The organism is Leptospira harrisiae (assembly GCF_002811945.1).
Lineage (GTDB): Bacteria > Spirochaetota > Leptospiria > Leptospirales > Leptospiraceae > Leptospira_A > Leptospira_A harrisiae.
The window spans coordinates 1,465,808-1,480,683 of the sequence record NZ_NPDX01000001.1 but is presented as its reverse complement, the minus strand read 5'-3'; the positions used below and the strand labels follow the sequence as shown (position 1 = coordinate 1,480,683).

Here is a 14,876-nt window from a genome sequence, read left to right as displayed (position 1 = left end):
ATGGAACCAGTCCAAAATCTTAAAAAGACAAACGATGGCTTCACAATCACTTGGGAAGGGTATCTAACTGTACCCTTTGTCAAGGAGTGGAAAAAATTGTCTGAAGTTTGGACAAGTTCCCAAGGTCAAACAATCCAGTTGGATTTAAATGGGATCCAACGAGTGGATTCAGCCGGAATTCAGTTTTTAATGTATCTTAAGACATTAAGTCAAAACAAACATTTTTCCATAAAATTAGAGAACCATTCACTTCCTATTTTGAAAGTTTTAGATCTTTTGGGATTGGTTAGTTTTTTTGGAGACCGCGTGAAGGTAAAAAAGGAACATGCGAACGAAGTTGAATTTAAGTATGGAACGAGGAAAGTCAATTAATGGATTTAACAGAGGTTATAGATGCCTATTTAGTTGAATCAGACGAATTCCTTCGGGATATGGAGGCGATTCTTTTACGTACAGAAACGTCCACTCCAAACGATGAAGATTTGAATGCTATCTTTCGTGCCGTCCATACAATCAAAGGTACAGCGGGAATGTTTGGCTTTGAATCCACAGTTAAGTTTACCCATGTTGTGGAAAATCTACTAGATCGATTGCGTTCTCATGAAATAAAATTTCGACCTGAATTAACAGAGATTTTATTAAAGGCAAAAGACCATCTTTCTTATTTGGTGGCAGAGGAAACCAAGGGAAAAATACCTGATTCAAAAATATCTTTTGGAAATTCAATTTTGGATTTAATGAAGCCATTCCAAGGCGAAAAAAATGATTCCTCCGAAAAAACTCAAACGGAAATTGGAAATTCGGGTAAAGTAAATCCAAACCATTTGGATTCACCAACAACAAACAATCATTCTCCTTCAAACCAAAATTCAAACGGTTCAATCTCAGGTTACTTGATTTCCTTCCGTCCGAATCGAAATGTTTTTTCTCAAGGATTGGATCCTATCTCCTTTATCGGGTATTTAAAAAAAATTGGGAAAATTCAATCGGTAAAAACTATCACTGAAACGATTCCTAACCAAAATGAATTTGATCCAGAATCCTGTTATTTAGGATTTGAAATCCATTTGATTTCAGACTCTGATTTAGATGCAGTAAGAAAGGTTTTTAACTTTATTGAAGCAGATTCTTTTTTACACATCCTTCCTCCTGGTGCAAACATAGAAGACCTGGCGGACCTTTCCTTTCAGCTACCTGAAGAAGAAATTCTATTGGGTAATATTTGGAGAGAAATACAAATTCTAACTGATAATAGTTTAGTTAACTACTTCGAAGAATTAAAAAAAAGAAAAACAGGAATCACAACTTCAATCTCCCAAGAAAAAAATACTTCCCCTCCTTCACAACAGCTTTCAGAGGAAATTCAAGAAGATAAAACGACCTCTAATCAAAAACAAGATCAGAACAAATCATCAACAATAAAAGTCGACTCAAAACGAATTGATACATTGATTAACCGTGTAGGAGAACTTGTTGTCTCTTGTGCTAATATGAACCAACTCATTGGTAATACGGAAGATTCAAATTTACAAGAATCATCCATGCTTGCCATGAGACTTCTCAATGAAGTAAGAGAAATTTCCCTTAAACTAAGAATGGTTCCGATCGGGGATACCTTTCAAAAGTATACAAGAACTGTCCGCGACTTAGGAAAAGAACTTGGGAAGGATATCAAACTCATCACAGAAGGTAATGAAACAGAACTAGACAGAAATATCGTGGAAAAGTTAGGCGATCCTCTGACTCATTTAGTTCGTAATGCATGCGACCACGGATTAGAAACTTCCGAGGTTAGAGAAAAAAAGGGAAAACCAAAACAAGGTACCATCAAACTCAATGCATTTCATGAAGCAGGAAGTGTCGTAATCGAAATCACCGATGATGGAAATGGGATCCAAAAAGAAAAAGTTTGGCAAAAAGGAATTGATAAAGGTTTAGTCTCGGGTCCAATTCCCGATTCTGAAGATGAAATTTTCAAACTTCTTTTCCACCCAGGCCTCTCTACTGCATCACAGATTACTAATGTTTCTGGCAGAGGTGTGGGTCTTGATGTAGTGTTAAAGAATATTGAATCCCTCCGTGGTACGATTACAGTTAAATCCACACCCAATCAAGGAAGCCTTTTTATCATTCGTCTCCCGTTAACACTTGCAATTATTGATGGTTTTTTGGTCGAAGTGGGCAAAAACCAATTTATCATTCCAATGGATATGGTTTTGGAATGTTTACACTTTACCGACGACAACAAAGTAGATTCCAATCAATTTTTTGCACTACGAGGAAGTTTGATTCCATTTCTCCGCCTAAAAGATTATTATCCATGTGAATCAAATGATGAAAATTACAGGGAAAATATCGTCATAGTCAGAAACGGAGAAAAAAAAGCCGGGATCGTTGTGGAACGACTTCTAGGAGAATACCAAACAGTGATTAAACCAATGGGTTCCGTATTCCGCCATGTAAAAGGTGTGAGTGGGTCAAGCATTCTCGGTGATGGGAATGTAGCCTTGATCATTGACATACCATCGCTATTTGAAAGAACGATAGCTGTCGAAAACGAAAGATTATATAAATGAAGAGGATGATATGAAAAATATAAAGATAAGCACTAAGCTGATAGGCTTTTTTCTTACGGGTCTAATTTTTGTGATTTGGACTTCGGCTTATTCTTGGGGAATACTTTCGAATGTAAATCATTCAGAAGAAATAACAAAGGTTCATTTGCAAAAATCAGAGAACCTAACTTCTATTTGGAATCTTAGCCAATCAATCCAAACAGACCTTTTTTCTGTTCTTCAGTCACCAGAGGTGGATAAAACCTCCGTTGCAAAAATTAAATATGATTTAGAAAAATTAAATTCAGCCTGGGAACAAATTGTTACCCTTCCAACCTCCACGGAAGAATCCAACATCCTCAAAGTAGCGATTTCACAGAAAGATGAATATATAACTAACATAAAATCCTACCTAAATGAACCGGAGGATCTTCTTAAAAAAGAGAATCTTAAGTCAAAGATTTCCGAATACTGGAAACCCTACTCTAGTTCCATTTCTAAATGGAACTCCCAACTCACAAAGGAAAGTATTTCTGAAATCGCAAAAGACAAAACAACGCCAAAAGAAAAACTGTTTCCAATCTATATTGCAGGAGTCATCTTTCTTTTCATAACCGCAAGCCTACTCTTTTTGTTATTAAAACAAGTTGGAAAACCACTTAGAGATGCAATTCAAATCAAAACTGCCTTAGACCGTGTATCCACGAATGTAATGATTTCCGACTTAGATTTGAATGTGGTCTACATGAACAAATCGATTCATAATATGTTTGAGAAATCGGAAGCAGATATCAAAACTCAATTGCGTAACTTTTCACTCAGAGATTTGATGGGTAGTAACATTGACAGTTACCATAAGGACCCGAGCCACCAACGTAGAATTCTAGGCTCATTTACATCCGAACATAAAACGAGTATAAAAATAGGAAACAGAGAATTTAATTTAATTGCGAATCCTATCATTACAGATTCAGGAGAAAGATTAGGTAGTGTAGTTGAATGGGCTGATGTAACAGAGTCCAATGCTAACTCAAAAGCTATTGAAAGATCTCAGGCGACTATTGAATTCAGTATGGATGGAACGATCACAACTGCAAATGAAAAGTTCCTCAATTTGATGGATTATAATTTAAATGAAATCAAAGGCCAACACCACAGAATTTTGGTAGAAACACAAGAGGCAAATTCAGAAGCATACCGTCAATTTTGGGCCGCCCTCAACCGCGGAGAATACCAGTCAGCAGAATACAAACGAATTGGTAAAAATGGAAAAGAAGTTTGGCTCCAAGCCACATACACACCCATCCTTGATGCCAACGGACGACCTTACAAAGTCATCAAATTTGCAACTGATATCACAGAAAATAAAAAAGTTGTAAGAGAATTTATTGGTCAAATTGAAGCAATTAACAAAGCCCAGGCGACTATTGAATTCAATATGGATGGAACAATCATCACTGCCAATGATATCTTTTTAAAAACAATGGGTTATGGTTTGCAGGAAATTGTAGGGAAACACCATAGAATGTTTGTAGAATCTACCATGGTTAATTCAGAAGAATACAGACAATTTTGGGCTGCCCTCAATCGAAGTGAATTCCAAACCGCTGAGTATAGAAGGATTGGTAAAGATGGGAAAATTGTTTGGTTACAAGCAACCTACAATCCAATCCTGGATTTAAATGGAAAACCATATAAAGTTATAAAGTTTGCAACAGACATCACAGAGCAAAAAAATCTAGCGATCGAAACAGCCCGCATAGTAGATGATCTTGTAGTAGGACTATCTGCATTAGAAACCGGTGATCTCACACAATTAATCACTAATGAGTATGAAGGAGGCTTTGCAAAGCTTAGAGACTCTTTTAACAATACATCGAAAAAATTAGTCGATATCATTAATGATGTAAGAACCAATACCGACGCTCTTGTCAATGCTGCAGATGAAGTAGCTTCCACAGCGAGTACACTTTCCCAAGGAGCCAGTGAACAAGCTGCATCAGTGGAAGAAACATCTGCTTCGTTAGAAGAAATGGGTGCCTCTATAGACCAAAATGCTGAAAACGCAAAACAAACAGACACCATTGCGACAAAATCTGCTAGAGATGCAAAACAAGGTGGAGAAGCAGTCAGAAACACAGTTTCTGCTATGAAAGAAATTGCAGATAAAATTTCAATCATTGAAGACATAGCCTACCAAACCAACTTACTTGCATTAAATGCAGCCATTGAAGCGGCAAGAGCCGGTGAACATGGAAAAGGTTTTGCAGTTGTTGCTTCTGAAGTAAGAAAATTGGCAGAACGCTCTCAAAAATCAGCCAATGAAATTGGAAGTTTAGCAGGAAGTTCAGTGCAAATTGCAGAGTCTGCGGGAAAACTCATTGAAGAAATTGTTCCAGCAATCAACAAAACAGCTGACCTAGTCCAAGAAATTACTGCGGCAAGCCAGGAACAATCTTCTGGAGTGAACGAAGTGAATAAGGCAATGGGGCAACTGGACCAAGTGTCGCAACAGTCAGCAAGTGCATCTGAAGAATTAGCAGCTATCGCCGAAGAGCTGCAAGCCCAAGCAGAGAAATTACTGTCTTCCATTAGTTTCTTCAAATTGGGAAAACAATCAACCCTCCAATCAGCCTTAGATTCAAAACATACTAAGCCATTGGCAAAAAATGCCACTAGACTACAAACACCAAGTGCAAGAAAGGTGGATCCGTCTGATGACAATAACAAATTCCAAAAGTATTAAAGTAGGATACCGATATGCAGGAACTACAATACCTAACTTTTTTAATTTCGGAAGAACTCTTTGGTTTGGGAATTTTATACATCAAAGAGATCATTGAATTCGAATCGGTAACCCATGTTCCGATGATGCCTGAATACATACCTGGAGTGATCAACCTTAGAGGGAATGTTGTTCCAGTGATTGATCTCAATATGAGATTCTATAAAAGAAAAACAGAAACCAATCGGAAAACTTGTATCATCATCACTGAAATCAAAATGGAAAATGAAATCATTGATGTTGGATTACTTGTGGACGCCGTTAACGAAGTAGTTGATATTGCACCAGAATCCATTGAGGATCCACCAAGTTTTGGATCAAAAATTCGTTTAGATTTTATCCAAGGGCTTGGGAAATTAGAAAATAAATTTGTAATTATCTTGAAAGTGAACCAAATTCTGGAACTTTCCGAGTTACATTCCATCCAAGAATCATCGTCCAATGTGATGTAATGGATGCACCAAGTGAAGTGATTGATCGTTTTCTGAACCCTGGAGAAATTTTTTTTGGGGGGCCAGAATTTAGAGTCAGGACCCTACTCGGCTCATGTGTGTCCATCGTTTTGTGGCATCCCAACAGACACATCGGAGGAATGTGCCATTACCTACTCCCTACTCCAGCAGATCTTCATTCAGAAAAAACACATAAATACGGGATAGATGCTGTTACGTTCTTTTTATCAGAAATAAAAAAACACAAATTACAACCTAACGAATTCTATGCGAAAATTTTCGGAGGATCTAATATGTTTTTAAATGAAGAAAGGGAAATCCTAAAAGAAAACTCAACTTCCCATGTTGGAAACAGAAATGCGGAATTCGCAAAAAAGATTCTAAAAGAAAATGAAATCAAAATCATTTCCGAAGATGTAGGCGGCACCTTATCAAGAAAAATTTATTTTACCGTCTGGGACGGCGAAGTTTGGGTAGAAAAAAAGTAATTTTATGAAAAAAATTAAGGTTTTTGTAATCGACGATTCTGCTGTCGTAAGACAAGTGTTAACCGAAATATTCAAAAGCGATCCAATCTTTGAATTTTTAGGGAGTGCCTCGGATCCTATCTTTGCCTTGGATAAAATGAAAAATGATTGGCCGGATGTGATCGTTTTAGACATAGAAATGCCAAGAATGGATGGATTGTCTTTTTTAAAAAAGATAATGGCAGAAAGACCAACTCCAGTTGTAATATGTTCCACGTTAACCACAGAAGGATCAGATACTGCAATGATTGCCATGAGCCTTGGCGCTTGTGAAATCATTACAAAACCGAAAATTGGTTTAAAAGATTTTTTACATGAATCAACCATTGAACTAACAGATGCAGTGATTGCAGCCGCATCCGTTTCGCTAAAAGCTCTTCCGAATCCAACAGAGAGAAAAGAGTTTTCGGTTAAAACGGAAAAAAAACAAGATATCTCACAATTGCAAGCAACGGAAAAAATTGTTGCCATTGGAACTTCCACTGGCGGGACAATTGCACTGGAAGAAGTCCTTACCAAACTCACCAGAGACAAAACACCCGGCATTGTTATCGTACAACACATGCCAGAAAAATTTACAGAAACTTTTGCCAAACGTTTGGATTCTATTTGTGATATTAGTGTTAAGGAAGCGAAAGATGGCGACCGTGTTGTGAGAGGTCTTGCCCTAATCGCTCCAGGGAACCGCCATATGACAGTTCGGCGATCTGGAGCCCAGTATTTTGTGGATGTGGCAGATGGTCCTTTGGTAAATCGACACAAACCTTCTGTGGACGTGTTATTTCGTTCTGTTGCAAGACAAGCGGGACAGAATTCCAAAGGAATCATTATGACTGGAATGGGTGATGATGGGGCTTCGGGACTTTTGGAAATGAAAGAGGCTGGGGCTGATACGATTGCCCAAAATGAAGAAACGTCGGTAGTATTTGGAATGCCGAAAGAGGCAATCAAAAGAGGAGGAGTGAATCACATCCTCCCTCTTACTGAAATTTACAAAACAATTGTGGGTTACGGCTGATTAGCCGAGACCCAATTCTTTTGTTACTTTTACTTTTCTAGATCGAATTTCTTCTGGAGATTCCTCTTTTAGAATTTCATCCGGTTTGATTTTAAAAATGGGTTGAGCCTTCGAAACAATCTTTCCATCAGAATCCACCATCAGATTCTTAACAATGGTTCCACTCACTGGAGCAAGAATTTTGTTAAACATCTTCATGACTTCGATGATAAAGAGCGGTTGTCCCGCTTGGAAATGATCCCCTTCATTGATGAGCATAGGAAGATTTGGCGCCTCTTTTGAGTAGAACATCCCACCCATAGGAGCCACAATTTCATCTCCGGACATTTTTGGTGGAGGGTTGAGCGTTTTAATAAACGCATCTCTTGTGTCTTTGTTTTTGAATTCATCAGGAACCACTCCGTCCAAATCAGCATTCACATCCAAACCAAAGAAGTTGGATTTGATACCAATTTTAGGCAGAAGTAAAAGTGTTTCAAGACCCGCTTGGAAACCATTATGGCTAGCAACAGAGGCATTCCAAAGATCTTCAGAAAGAGATTTCGATGGATTTTTACCTTTAGACAATGCATCCGATAAATCTTTCCACGAGCTAAGTCCTGTTCTTGTAGATAGCTCAGAATAGAATGCTTTGGCTTCCAAAAGAAGGTTGGCGTCATGATCCCAAATTTTTTCAGAACTTGGTTTTTGTTCCGTTGTATCTAAATTCAAATAGTAATACAATGAATCCAAAAATTGGATTGGGTTTTCATTGAAAGTCACTCCTGACCCAGTGCGAGTCCAAAGTTTTCCGTCAAAGTATCCGAGAAATCCACCAAGAAGGTGTGGGTTGGCTAACAATCGTTCCATGGGACGAATGACAAGAGTCATCTTTTTGTTAAGGATTTTTTTAAGGTCAGCATCAGCTACCTTCGTTTTTTCCGTCCAAAGATACTCTAAATCAAGATCATTAATGATTGATTGTAAGGCTCCGATCCCGGCCAAATAGGAAATCATAAACGCAGTCGATGGTTTGAACATAGCATCCTTACCCAAAATCCACTGGATGAGTCCATAGTGAACCAGTAAGTTCGTTTCGAGGTTTTGTCCTCTAAGTTCTGTTTTGCGAAGGATGTTTCCCAAAATTTCTAAGTTTTCTGTTCTGCTAGTTCCATAAGAAACAAGAAGAGCCACGTTTGAGTCGTATGCACCTGCTAGGTTGTAATGGACAAAGGCACCAGTGTCTGGGTTACGAGTACAAATCCCTTGGTCATCTCGAATTTCTTCAGGAAGTGCATTTGACCAGTTTTGGATGATTCCCCCAGCGTGTGGTTGGAGGGCACGGTTTGTAGCATTGATCCTAACTTCTGCACCAGATACGTTGCGAACAATTCGTTCTGGTTTCGGAACTCTTGGTCCGTGGATGGAAAGAACGGCCATTGCTTCCACAAGAGAATCAATATAGAAAAAATCATTCGGATCATTTGGATTGGTGAACTTCATTTTGTACACCATCTCTGTTACCCGGTGTTCCACCTGAATCCTTGTGTTTACTTCCATAAAGAAGAAACTATTCCCTTCAACGATACATTCGAAAGTAGAAACTGAATTTAGGCGAATGGCCTTTCCAAACACTTCTGCTTGGTGTTCCATATCTTTTAGAGTTTGCACATCTTTATCAAGGATCGCAGCTTTTTTGGAATTCGAAGAACGAACGAGATCTGCTTCTTTTTGTAATAACTCAACCGTTTGAGAAATTTCCAAAAGTTTTTGTTCGTGCATCTGCAAAGAACAATCACGACCACCAAGAGACAACGACCACTCACCGTTACCAATGAGTTGGATTTCGTTATGACGAGTGTTTTCGATGTTTAATTCAATTAAAAAGTTTCTGTTGGAACCAACGGCAGTGACTTTTGATTCCGCAAGAATTTCCATAACGGCAGCATCGATTTCGGATTTTTCACCAATGACACGTTGACCCTTACCACCACCACCACCGATGTATTTGAATCGGATGCGTTTTCCAGGATACTTCTTCCAAATTTCTTCACAGAGGATGGCAGATTCTTTTTGGAGGTCTGGAATGGATGTGATGTCTATGGTTTTTTCGTAAGAAAGTTGGAGTAATTCTTCTGCATTGTCTTCAAGGGAACGAGCCTCGTTGAAAGAAAAGTTTATGTTATTTTCTTTGGCAACTTTAAGAAGTCCATCTTTTGAATTTCCCGTTTTACGAAGTAAAGCGAGTGCGGTGATGTTATCGACCCCTGGGGTTACAGATACATTGAGGCTTCTTGCTAATTTTTTTGCTTCGTCTTTGGCACCGGCACCTTTGGCTACATGGGAACTTGGTCCCATAAAAGTGATCCCTGCTTTTTCAATGGCTTCGATGAATTCGGCATCTTCTGCCATAAATCCGTAACCTGCAAAGATATGTGTGTATCCATTGTCTTTTGTGATTCCAATGATTTGGCGGATGCGTTGTTCTTTCTCTTCTTTTCCCGCACCCATATAATCAGGGACTCGGTGGATGTTTTCTGGGAATCGGAAGTTACGAAGTTCCGGTGCAAGGGCTTTTGGATAAACGATGGAATCTTTTTCAGATAATAAAATTCCATATTCTTTCACACCAATCGCATCAAAAACATCCATGGTTTCCTTACGAACTGGGCCACGGCAAACGATGAGGCATTTGATTGATTCCACACTAAAAGAACGAATCCATGCGGACTCGGACTCTTGGAACTGAATGCGTTTTAAATTCTTATCTAACATGGAATTATTCAAACTCCCTTTGAGGACCTGACATTTCTGTCGGTTTGTATTTGGACATGAGGAAACTCAAGTTTTTGGATAATACATTTCTTGTGTATCCAGGTAAAATGATGGAGGAAACAGAACCAAGGGAAAGTGCTTCCTTCGGATTCATCAGTTCTTTTTCGTATCGTTGTCCGATTTCGAAAAGTTTGGCATCACGAGTGGCAGCGGCTTCCTTATCGCTCATTCCTTTTTTCACATTGGCCAAAAATTCTTTTTGGATACTTGTGATTTCGTCTTTGTAAACATACTCTTTTCCAGCAGGACCCATAACCGCAATCCTTGCCGTAGGAAGTGCAAACACCATCGATGCTCCAGTAAAATAGGAGTTAAATGTTGCATAAGCACCGCCGAAGGCGTTACGAATGATGAGCGTGAGCCGCGGAGTTCTAAGATCAATGATGGAATCGAGGAGTTTTCTACCTTCGAGAACGATACCATTGTGTTCTTGGTCACGTCCTGGTAAAAATCCAGTTGTATCTTCTACAAAAACCATAGGGATATTGTATAGATTACAGAATCTTACAAAACGAGTTCCTTTGCGTGAAGCTCCAATATCAATCTGACCTGAGGATACAGCAGAGTTATTGGCAAGAAAACCTACCACATGACCACCGATACGACCAAAAGCAGTAACGATGTTTCTTGCTCTTTGAGGTTGTAATTCAAAGAACTCACCATGGTCACAGATTTGTTGTAAATACAGTGTAATGTCAAACGGAGTGTTCATTCCAGTTGGGGAATTGAAGGTTTTTCTAAAAAGAATGTCTTCTTCGTAAATAAATCTGTCTACCGGATCTGAAGTTGGATAAAACGGCGCAAAACTATGGTTATTGTCTGGTAAATAAGATAAAAGACGAATGGCAGTTCGTAGAGAGCCTAATTCATCACCAGTGACAAGGTCAACCACTCCCGATTGTCCATGGACTTTTGGTCCACCCAAGTCTTCAGCAGAAATATCTTCTCCAAGAACAGACTTTACCACACCAGGTCCTGTCAGACCAAAGAAGGTTCCATCACATTGGATCATAAATGACCCTTGGCGTGGAAGGTAAGCTCCCCCACCTGCGTTAAAACCAAACATTAACATGACGGAAGGAACCACACCGCTGATTTTGCGAAGTGCGGTAAAGGCTTCCGAATATCCGTCAAGTCCACCCACTCCCGCTGGAACATAAGCCCCTGCCGAATCATTCATCCCGATGAGAGGTATCCCATGAGTTCCGGCCATTTGGATAAGACGGGCGAGTTTACTTCCGTTCGTTGCATCCATGGAACCGGCACGGAGTGTAAAGTCGTGTCCGTAGACCGCTACATCACGACCTTTGATATTTAAAATTCCAGTCACAATGGAGGCACCATCTAAATTGGGTCCCCAGTTTTGGTAAGTGATATTAGGTTCTTCGTCAGTAAGGACTTTGATTCTTTCCCAAACCGTCATACGGTTTTTTGAATGTTGGACGCGAATCCGATCCTCTCCGCCTCCAAGGATTGGTTTCTCAATGAGTTCCTTTCCTAGTTTGAGAGCATCGTCATAAATTCCGGTTTGTGTTTCCGGAGCCTTGGATTCTTTGAACGGGTTGTTTAGGGAATACTGCTTGGTTTCCATAAGTTTTTTTCCAATGTTTTGTTTAGGATCACTTAGAAAAGTGATTTTTACTTCAGAGCAGAGCTCAAATCAGGATAAATTGTGAATAGCTGCTGCATTCCAATGATATCAAATACTTTCTCTACTGCAGGTTGCAAACCGCAGATAGAAATGCTTATTTTTTGTTCTTGGCAGTGGCGAAGAGTTGTCACGAGCAACCGAAGTCCTGCGGAAGAAATAAAAGGGACATCGCTTAAATTGAAAATAACGGATTTTCCAGCTGCACTCACAAGTGCGATTAAATCCTTTTCAATTTTATGTGTGTTGTGAACATCCAAATTGCCTTGGACATGTACAACCACCTTGTCACCAACTTCTTCCGAATGGATTCCAATTTTATCTTCGTTCATACAATAGTTTTCTCCAAATAGGTTATGTTTTGTTTCCCGTTGAAGTCGTAGGACACTTTGTCCATCAGAGTCTCCATAAGATAAACGCCAAATCCTCCCTTCCGTTCTCCTTTTAAATTGGCCTCAACGGAAGGTTTAGGAACTTTTTTTCTGTCAAAGGGTTTCCCCTCGTCTATGAGTATAACTTTTAGATTGTCGCCAATCAATTCCAACTTACATTCGAAACTAGGGTGGTTTAGCTCCGTATTCTTGTAACTATGCATGACTATATTGGTCGCTGCTTCATCCAAAGATATAAGAATATCATCGAAAGCAAAGGGTTTTGTGATTTTGCCTTCTAAATGTTCAGAAATAAACTCTCTGAGTTTAGGAATTTCGTCTGGATGGGCAGGAAAAACCTTCGAAATTTCAAAACTCGTCACTTCCGCAAATTTTAGGATCATCACTGTAAAGTCGTCGTACTGTTCCTCAGACCGAGAAAACTTTCTGATGTCATCGTAAACTGCTTCCACGATATTTTGCGAAGAGTCAGACCTTCTTTGGATGATAAATTCGATAAATCGGTCTAAACCATATTCTTCTTCATCAGGATTTTTTTCTTCGATGGCTCCATCCGTATAAAAAACCAGTATATCTCCTGGTTCAATTTGGATCTCCCCACCTTGGTAGTTGGTTTGCGGTACTACTCCTAGAGGTGCACCCTTTCCTTTCAGAAGTTCAAAACTTCCATCACTACGAATCCAAATTTGGTCATTATGTCCTGCCGAGGCAAATTTCAAAGTCCTTGTGCGCCTTTGGTAATTGACTAGGAACAAGGTAACAAACATACCCGATTGCGAATCTTCATAAATCAACTGGTTTGCCCGAAATAAAAGTTCGGAAGGTGAAAGGTCTGTGGTTCTGGAAAGCGTACGAATGATGGAACTGGACATGGCCATAAAAATTGCAGCAGGTAAACTTTTCCCAGAAACATCAGCCACAAGAAAGGAGAACTGATCCTCACCAAAGGAATGGAAATCATAAAAATCACCTGACACCTCTTTGGCGGCAACAGACATGACTCCCAAATCAAATAAAGGTGACTGCAATAAAGAATTGGGGAGAATGTTATTTTGGATTTTTCTTGTAATTTCGATTTCCTTTTCAATCGACTTTTTTGTAATGATTTCCTGATTTAAACGAAGGTTTTCATAAGCCTTAGCCAGTGGAGACGAAAGTGTTTTTAACATTCTTAGGTCAGTTTCATTAAAGGAATTTGCAGATTGTTTTCCACTGACAAAAAGTGCTGCACGTAAATTACCACCTCGGGGGGCTATAGGCAAAATCAGAAAATTTTTCCTTAAGGCATAAAACTCTAATTCCAAAAAAGATTCTTCTAGTTGAGAAGAAACCACCGCCATCCTAGGATTTCCAGATTCCATGAGGCTCAGGAAAAGGCGACTTTCATGCATTGGAAAAAAAGACTCACGAACAATTCCAAGTTGTCTGGCATATACCTGAATTCTGTTTTTGTTTTTTTCCTCTATAATGACCATGCCAGCATCATCACATGATAACTCTTTGGTGAGAATACTCAAAGTTTTGGACATAAGGCCAAGTTCATCATGTGATTCGAGGACAGCCTGCCCTAAATCAAAAATGGATTCTAATGTACTTAACTTTTGTTTGAGTTCTAAGTTGGTTTCGTTTAAATTGTCAAGCAGTCTCGTTTTTTGGATGGCGACTGCACAAGCGCTTGAAAAAGACAAAAAGGTATCTATGTCGTCTTGGCTAAAATTATTTCGATCAATTGTATTGATGGCTTCGATGACACCAATCACCTCATCTCCAACAATCAGTGGACTTGCTAAAATATTTCTAGTAATAAAATTGGATGCTTTGTCCACATCCCGAAACACCCTGTTGTCGTTCTGGGCGTCATTAATGATCATAGGTTGTTTGGTGACAGCAACTGTTCCGGCAATTCCTTGTCCCACAGGCACCTTAATTTTGGCCACTTCTTCCCGCTTTTCCCCAGTGACTGTATGAAAGATCAGAAATTCTTTTTTATCGTCTAACAAGAGCAAAGAACTAGCTTCTGTTCGAAACACAGACTTTGCAGACTCCATAACCATCACAAGCACATGTTCCAAATCAACACTGGTATTGATTAGGACAGCCACACGGATGATTTCTTCTAAAAAATACTGAAGCCGATTGTTATTGTTGTGAATATTTGCATTATCGATAAGTAGAAGAATGGAAGTGGTGAGTGAATTAAAAAATTCTGGTTCAGCCTCTGAAAGGACTGTATCCTTTAAAAGAGCGTTTAAATTCGCACTAAAATAATTGATTAAATCTAAATCTTGTTCAGAAAAATTCTGGAAATGTTTGATTCCTTCCAGAACCAATACTCCAAGTTCCATATCCCCCATTTCATCGCCAACATAACAGGCAATATACGACTCAGAAATTGGGCCATCCGACTCTCTTAAGTAAGATCCTTTTTTAATAAGAATACTTTTTCGAGTTTTAAAAACATGTTTGGCTATGGCACCGGCTGAGGATTTGTCACTGACCAAACCAAACCGACTGAGGTTACCTCTTTGGTTTTTAAAATAAAATGCTGCTGATTTCGCCGAGACGAGTCGTTTCGCTTGACCAAGAATAAAAAGGTACAAGTCATCCAGTTCAGAGGAAGAGGAAAGATAGAACCCGCCTTCTTCGTTTTTTCGGATGATCGGCGGAAGAGAGCTTGGTTTCAAT

The 14,876-nt window shown here is 39.2% G+C and carries 10 protein-coding genes; 6 read left to right on the top strand and 4 right to left on the bottom strand.

Annotation, left to right across the window (positions count from 1 at the left end; all coding sequences use genetic code 11):
• The 6 genes from CH364_RS06805 to CH364_RS06780 are packed head-to-tail and all read left to right on the top strand — an operon-like array spanning nt 1 to nt 7,337.
• On the top strand, nt 1-372 hold the full coding sequence (locus CH364_RS06805) for an STAS domain-containing protein (protein WP_100742804.1): 372 nt from the start codon (nt 1-3) through the stop codon (nt 370-372).
• Complete coding sequence (locus CH364_RS06800; RefSeq protein ID WP_100742803.1) at nt 372-2,576, top strand: chemotaxis protein CheA; 2,205 nt, start codon at nt 372-374, stop codon at nt 2,574-2,576. Before CH364_RS06805 ends, CH364_RS06800 begins: the two co-directional genes overlap by 1 nt.
• Before the next feature lie 10 nt (nt 2,577-2,586).
• Nucleotides 2,587-5,301, top strand: a complete 2,715-nt coding sequence (locus CH364_RS06795) for a methyl-accepting chemotaxis protein (protein ID WP_100742802.1) — start codon at nt 2,587-2,589, stop codon at nt 5,299-5,301.
• A 14-nt stretch (nt 5,302-5,315) separates the two neighbouring features.
• Complete coding sequence (locus CH364_RS06790) at nt 5,316-5,792, top strand: chemotaxis protein CheW (protein WP_100742801.1); 477 nt, start codon at nt 5,316-5,318, stop codon at nt 5,790-5,792.
• Entirely contained in the window at nt 5,792-6,280 is a 489-nt protein-coding gene (locus CH364_RS06785) for a chemotaxis protein CheD (protein ID WP_100742800.1), read from the top strand. The genes CH364_RS06790 and CH364_RS06785 overlap by 1 nt, the downstream gene beginning before the upstream one ends.
• Nucleotides 6,281-6,284: 4 nt before the next feature.
• Complete coding sequence (locus tag CH364_RS06780) at nt 6,285-7,337, top strand: protein-glutamate methylesterase/protein-glutamine glutaminase (RefSeq protein WP_100787840.1); 1,053 nt, start codon at nt 6,285-6,287, stop codon at nt 7,335-7,337.
• Here the strand turns inward: CH364_RS06780 and CH364_RS06775 are convergent, their stop codons facing one another.
• From CH364_RS06775 to CH364_RS06760, 4 genes are read right to left on the bottom strand one after another with little or no spacing between them, the layout of a single operon-like run.
• Nucleotides 7,338-10,091, bottom strand: a complete 2,754-nt coding sequence (locus tag CH364_RS06775; RefSeq protein ID WP_100743454.1) for an ATP-binding protein — start codon at nt 10,089-10,091, stop codon at nt 7,338-7,340.
• Nucleotides 10,092-10,095: 4 nt separating this feature from the next.
• A complete protein-coding gene (locus CH364_RS06770) occupies nt 10,096-11,742 on the bottom strand; it encodes an acyl-CoA carboxylase subunit beta (protein WP_100742798.1) in 1,647 nt (548 codons plus the stop codon).
• Nucleotides 11,743-11,789: 47 nt separating this feature from the next.
• Complete coding sequence (locus tag CH364_RS06765) at nt 11,790-12,131, bottom strand: STAS domain-containing protein (protein WP_100742797.1); 342 nt, start codon at nt 12,129-12,131, stop codon at nt 11,790-11,792.
• Nucleotides 12,128-14,875 carry a SpoIIE family protein phosphatase gene (locus CH364_RS06760; protein WP_100742796.1) on the bottom strand — a complete coding sequence of 916 codons (2,748 nt, stop codon included), beginning with the start codon at nt 14,873-14,875 and terminating at the stop codon, nt 12,128-12,130. The genes CH364_RS06765 and CH364_RS06760 overlap by 4 nt, the downstream gene beginning before the upstream one ends.
• Nucleotide 14,876 lies beyond the last annotated feature (1 nt).

Bases quoted from the DNA above. Each gene is read 5' to 3' on its own strand.
- CH364_RS06785 (WP_100742800.1), top strand. From the start codon at position 5,792: ATGGATGCACCAAGTGAAGTGATTGATCGTTTTCTGAACCCTGGAGAA.
- CH364_RS06795 (WP_100742802.1), top strand. From the start codon at position 2,587: ATGAAAAATATAAAGATAAGCACTAAGCTGATAGGCTTTTTTCTTACG.
- CH364_RS06765 (WP_100742797.1), bottom strand. From the start codon at position 12,131: ATGAACGAAGATAAAATTGGAATCCATTCGGAAGAAGTTGGTGACAAG.
- CH364_RS06800 (WP_100742803.1), top strand. From the start codon at position 372: ATGGATTTAACAGAGGTTATAGATGCCTATTTAGTTGAATCAGACGAA.
- CH364_RS06770 (WP_100742798.1), bottom strand. From the start codon at position 11,742: ATGGAAACCAAGCAGTATTCCCTAAACAACCCGTTCAAAGAATCCAAG.
- CH364_RS06805 (WP_100742804.1), top strand. From the start codon at position 1: ATGGAACCAGTCCAAAATCTTAAAAAGACAAACGATGGCTTCACAATC.
- CH364_RS06775 (WP_100743454.1), bottom strand. From the start codon at position 10,091: ATGTTAGATAAGAATTTAAAACGCATTCAGTTCCAAGAGTCCGAGTCC.
- CH364_RS06780 (WP_100787840.1), top strand. From the start codon at position 6,285: ATGAAAAAAATTAAGGTTTTTGTAATCGACGATTCTGCTGTCGTAAGA.
- CH364_RS06790 (WP_100742801.1), top strand. From the start codon at position 5,316: ATGCAGGAACTACAATACCTAACTTTTTTAATTTCGGAAGAACTCTTT.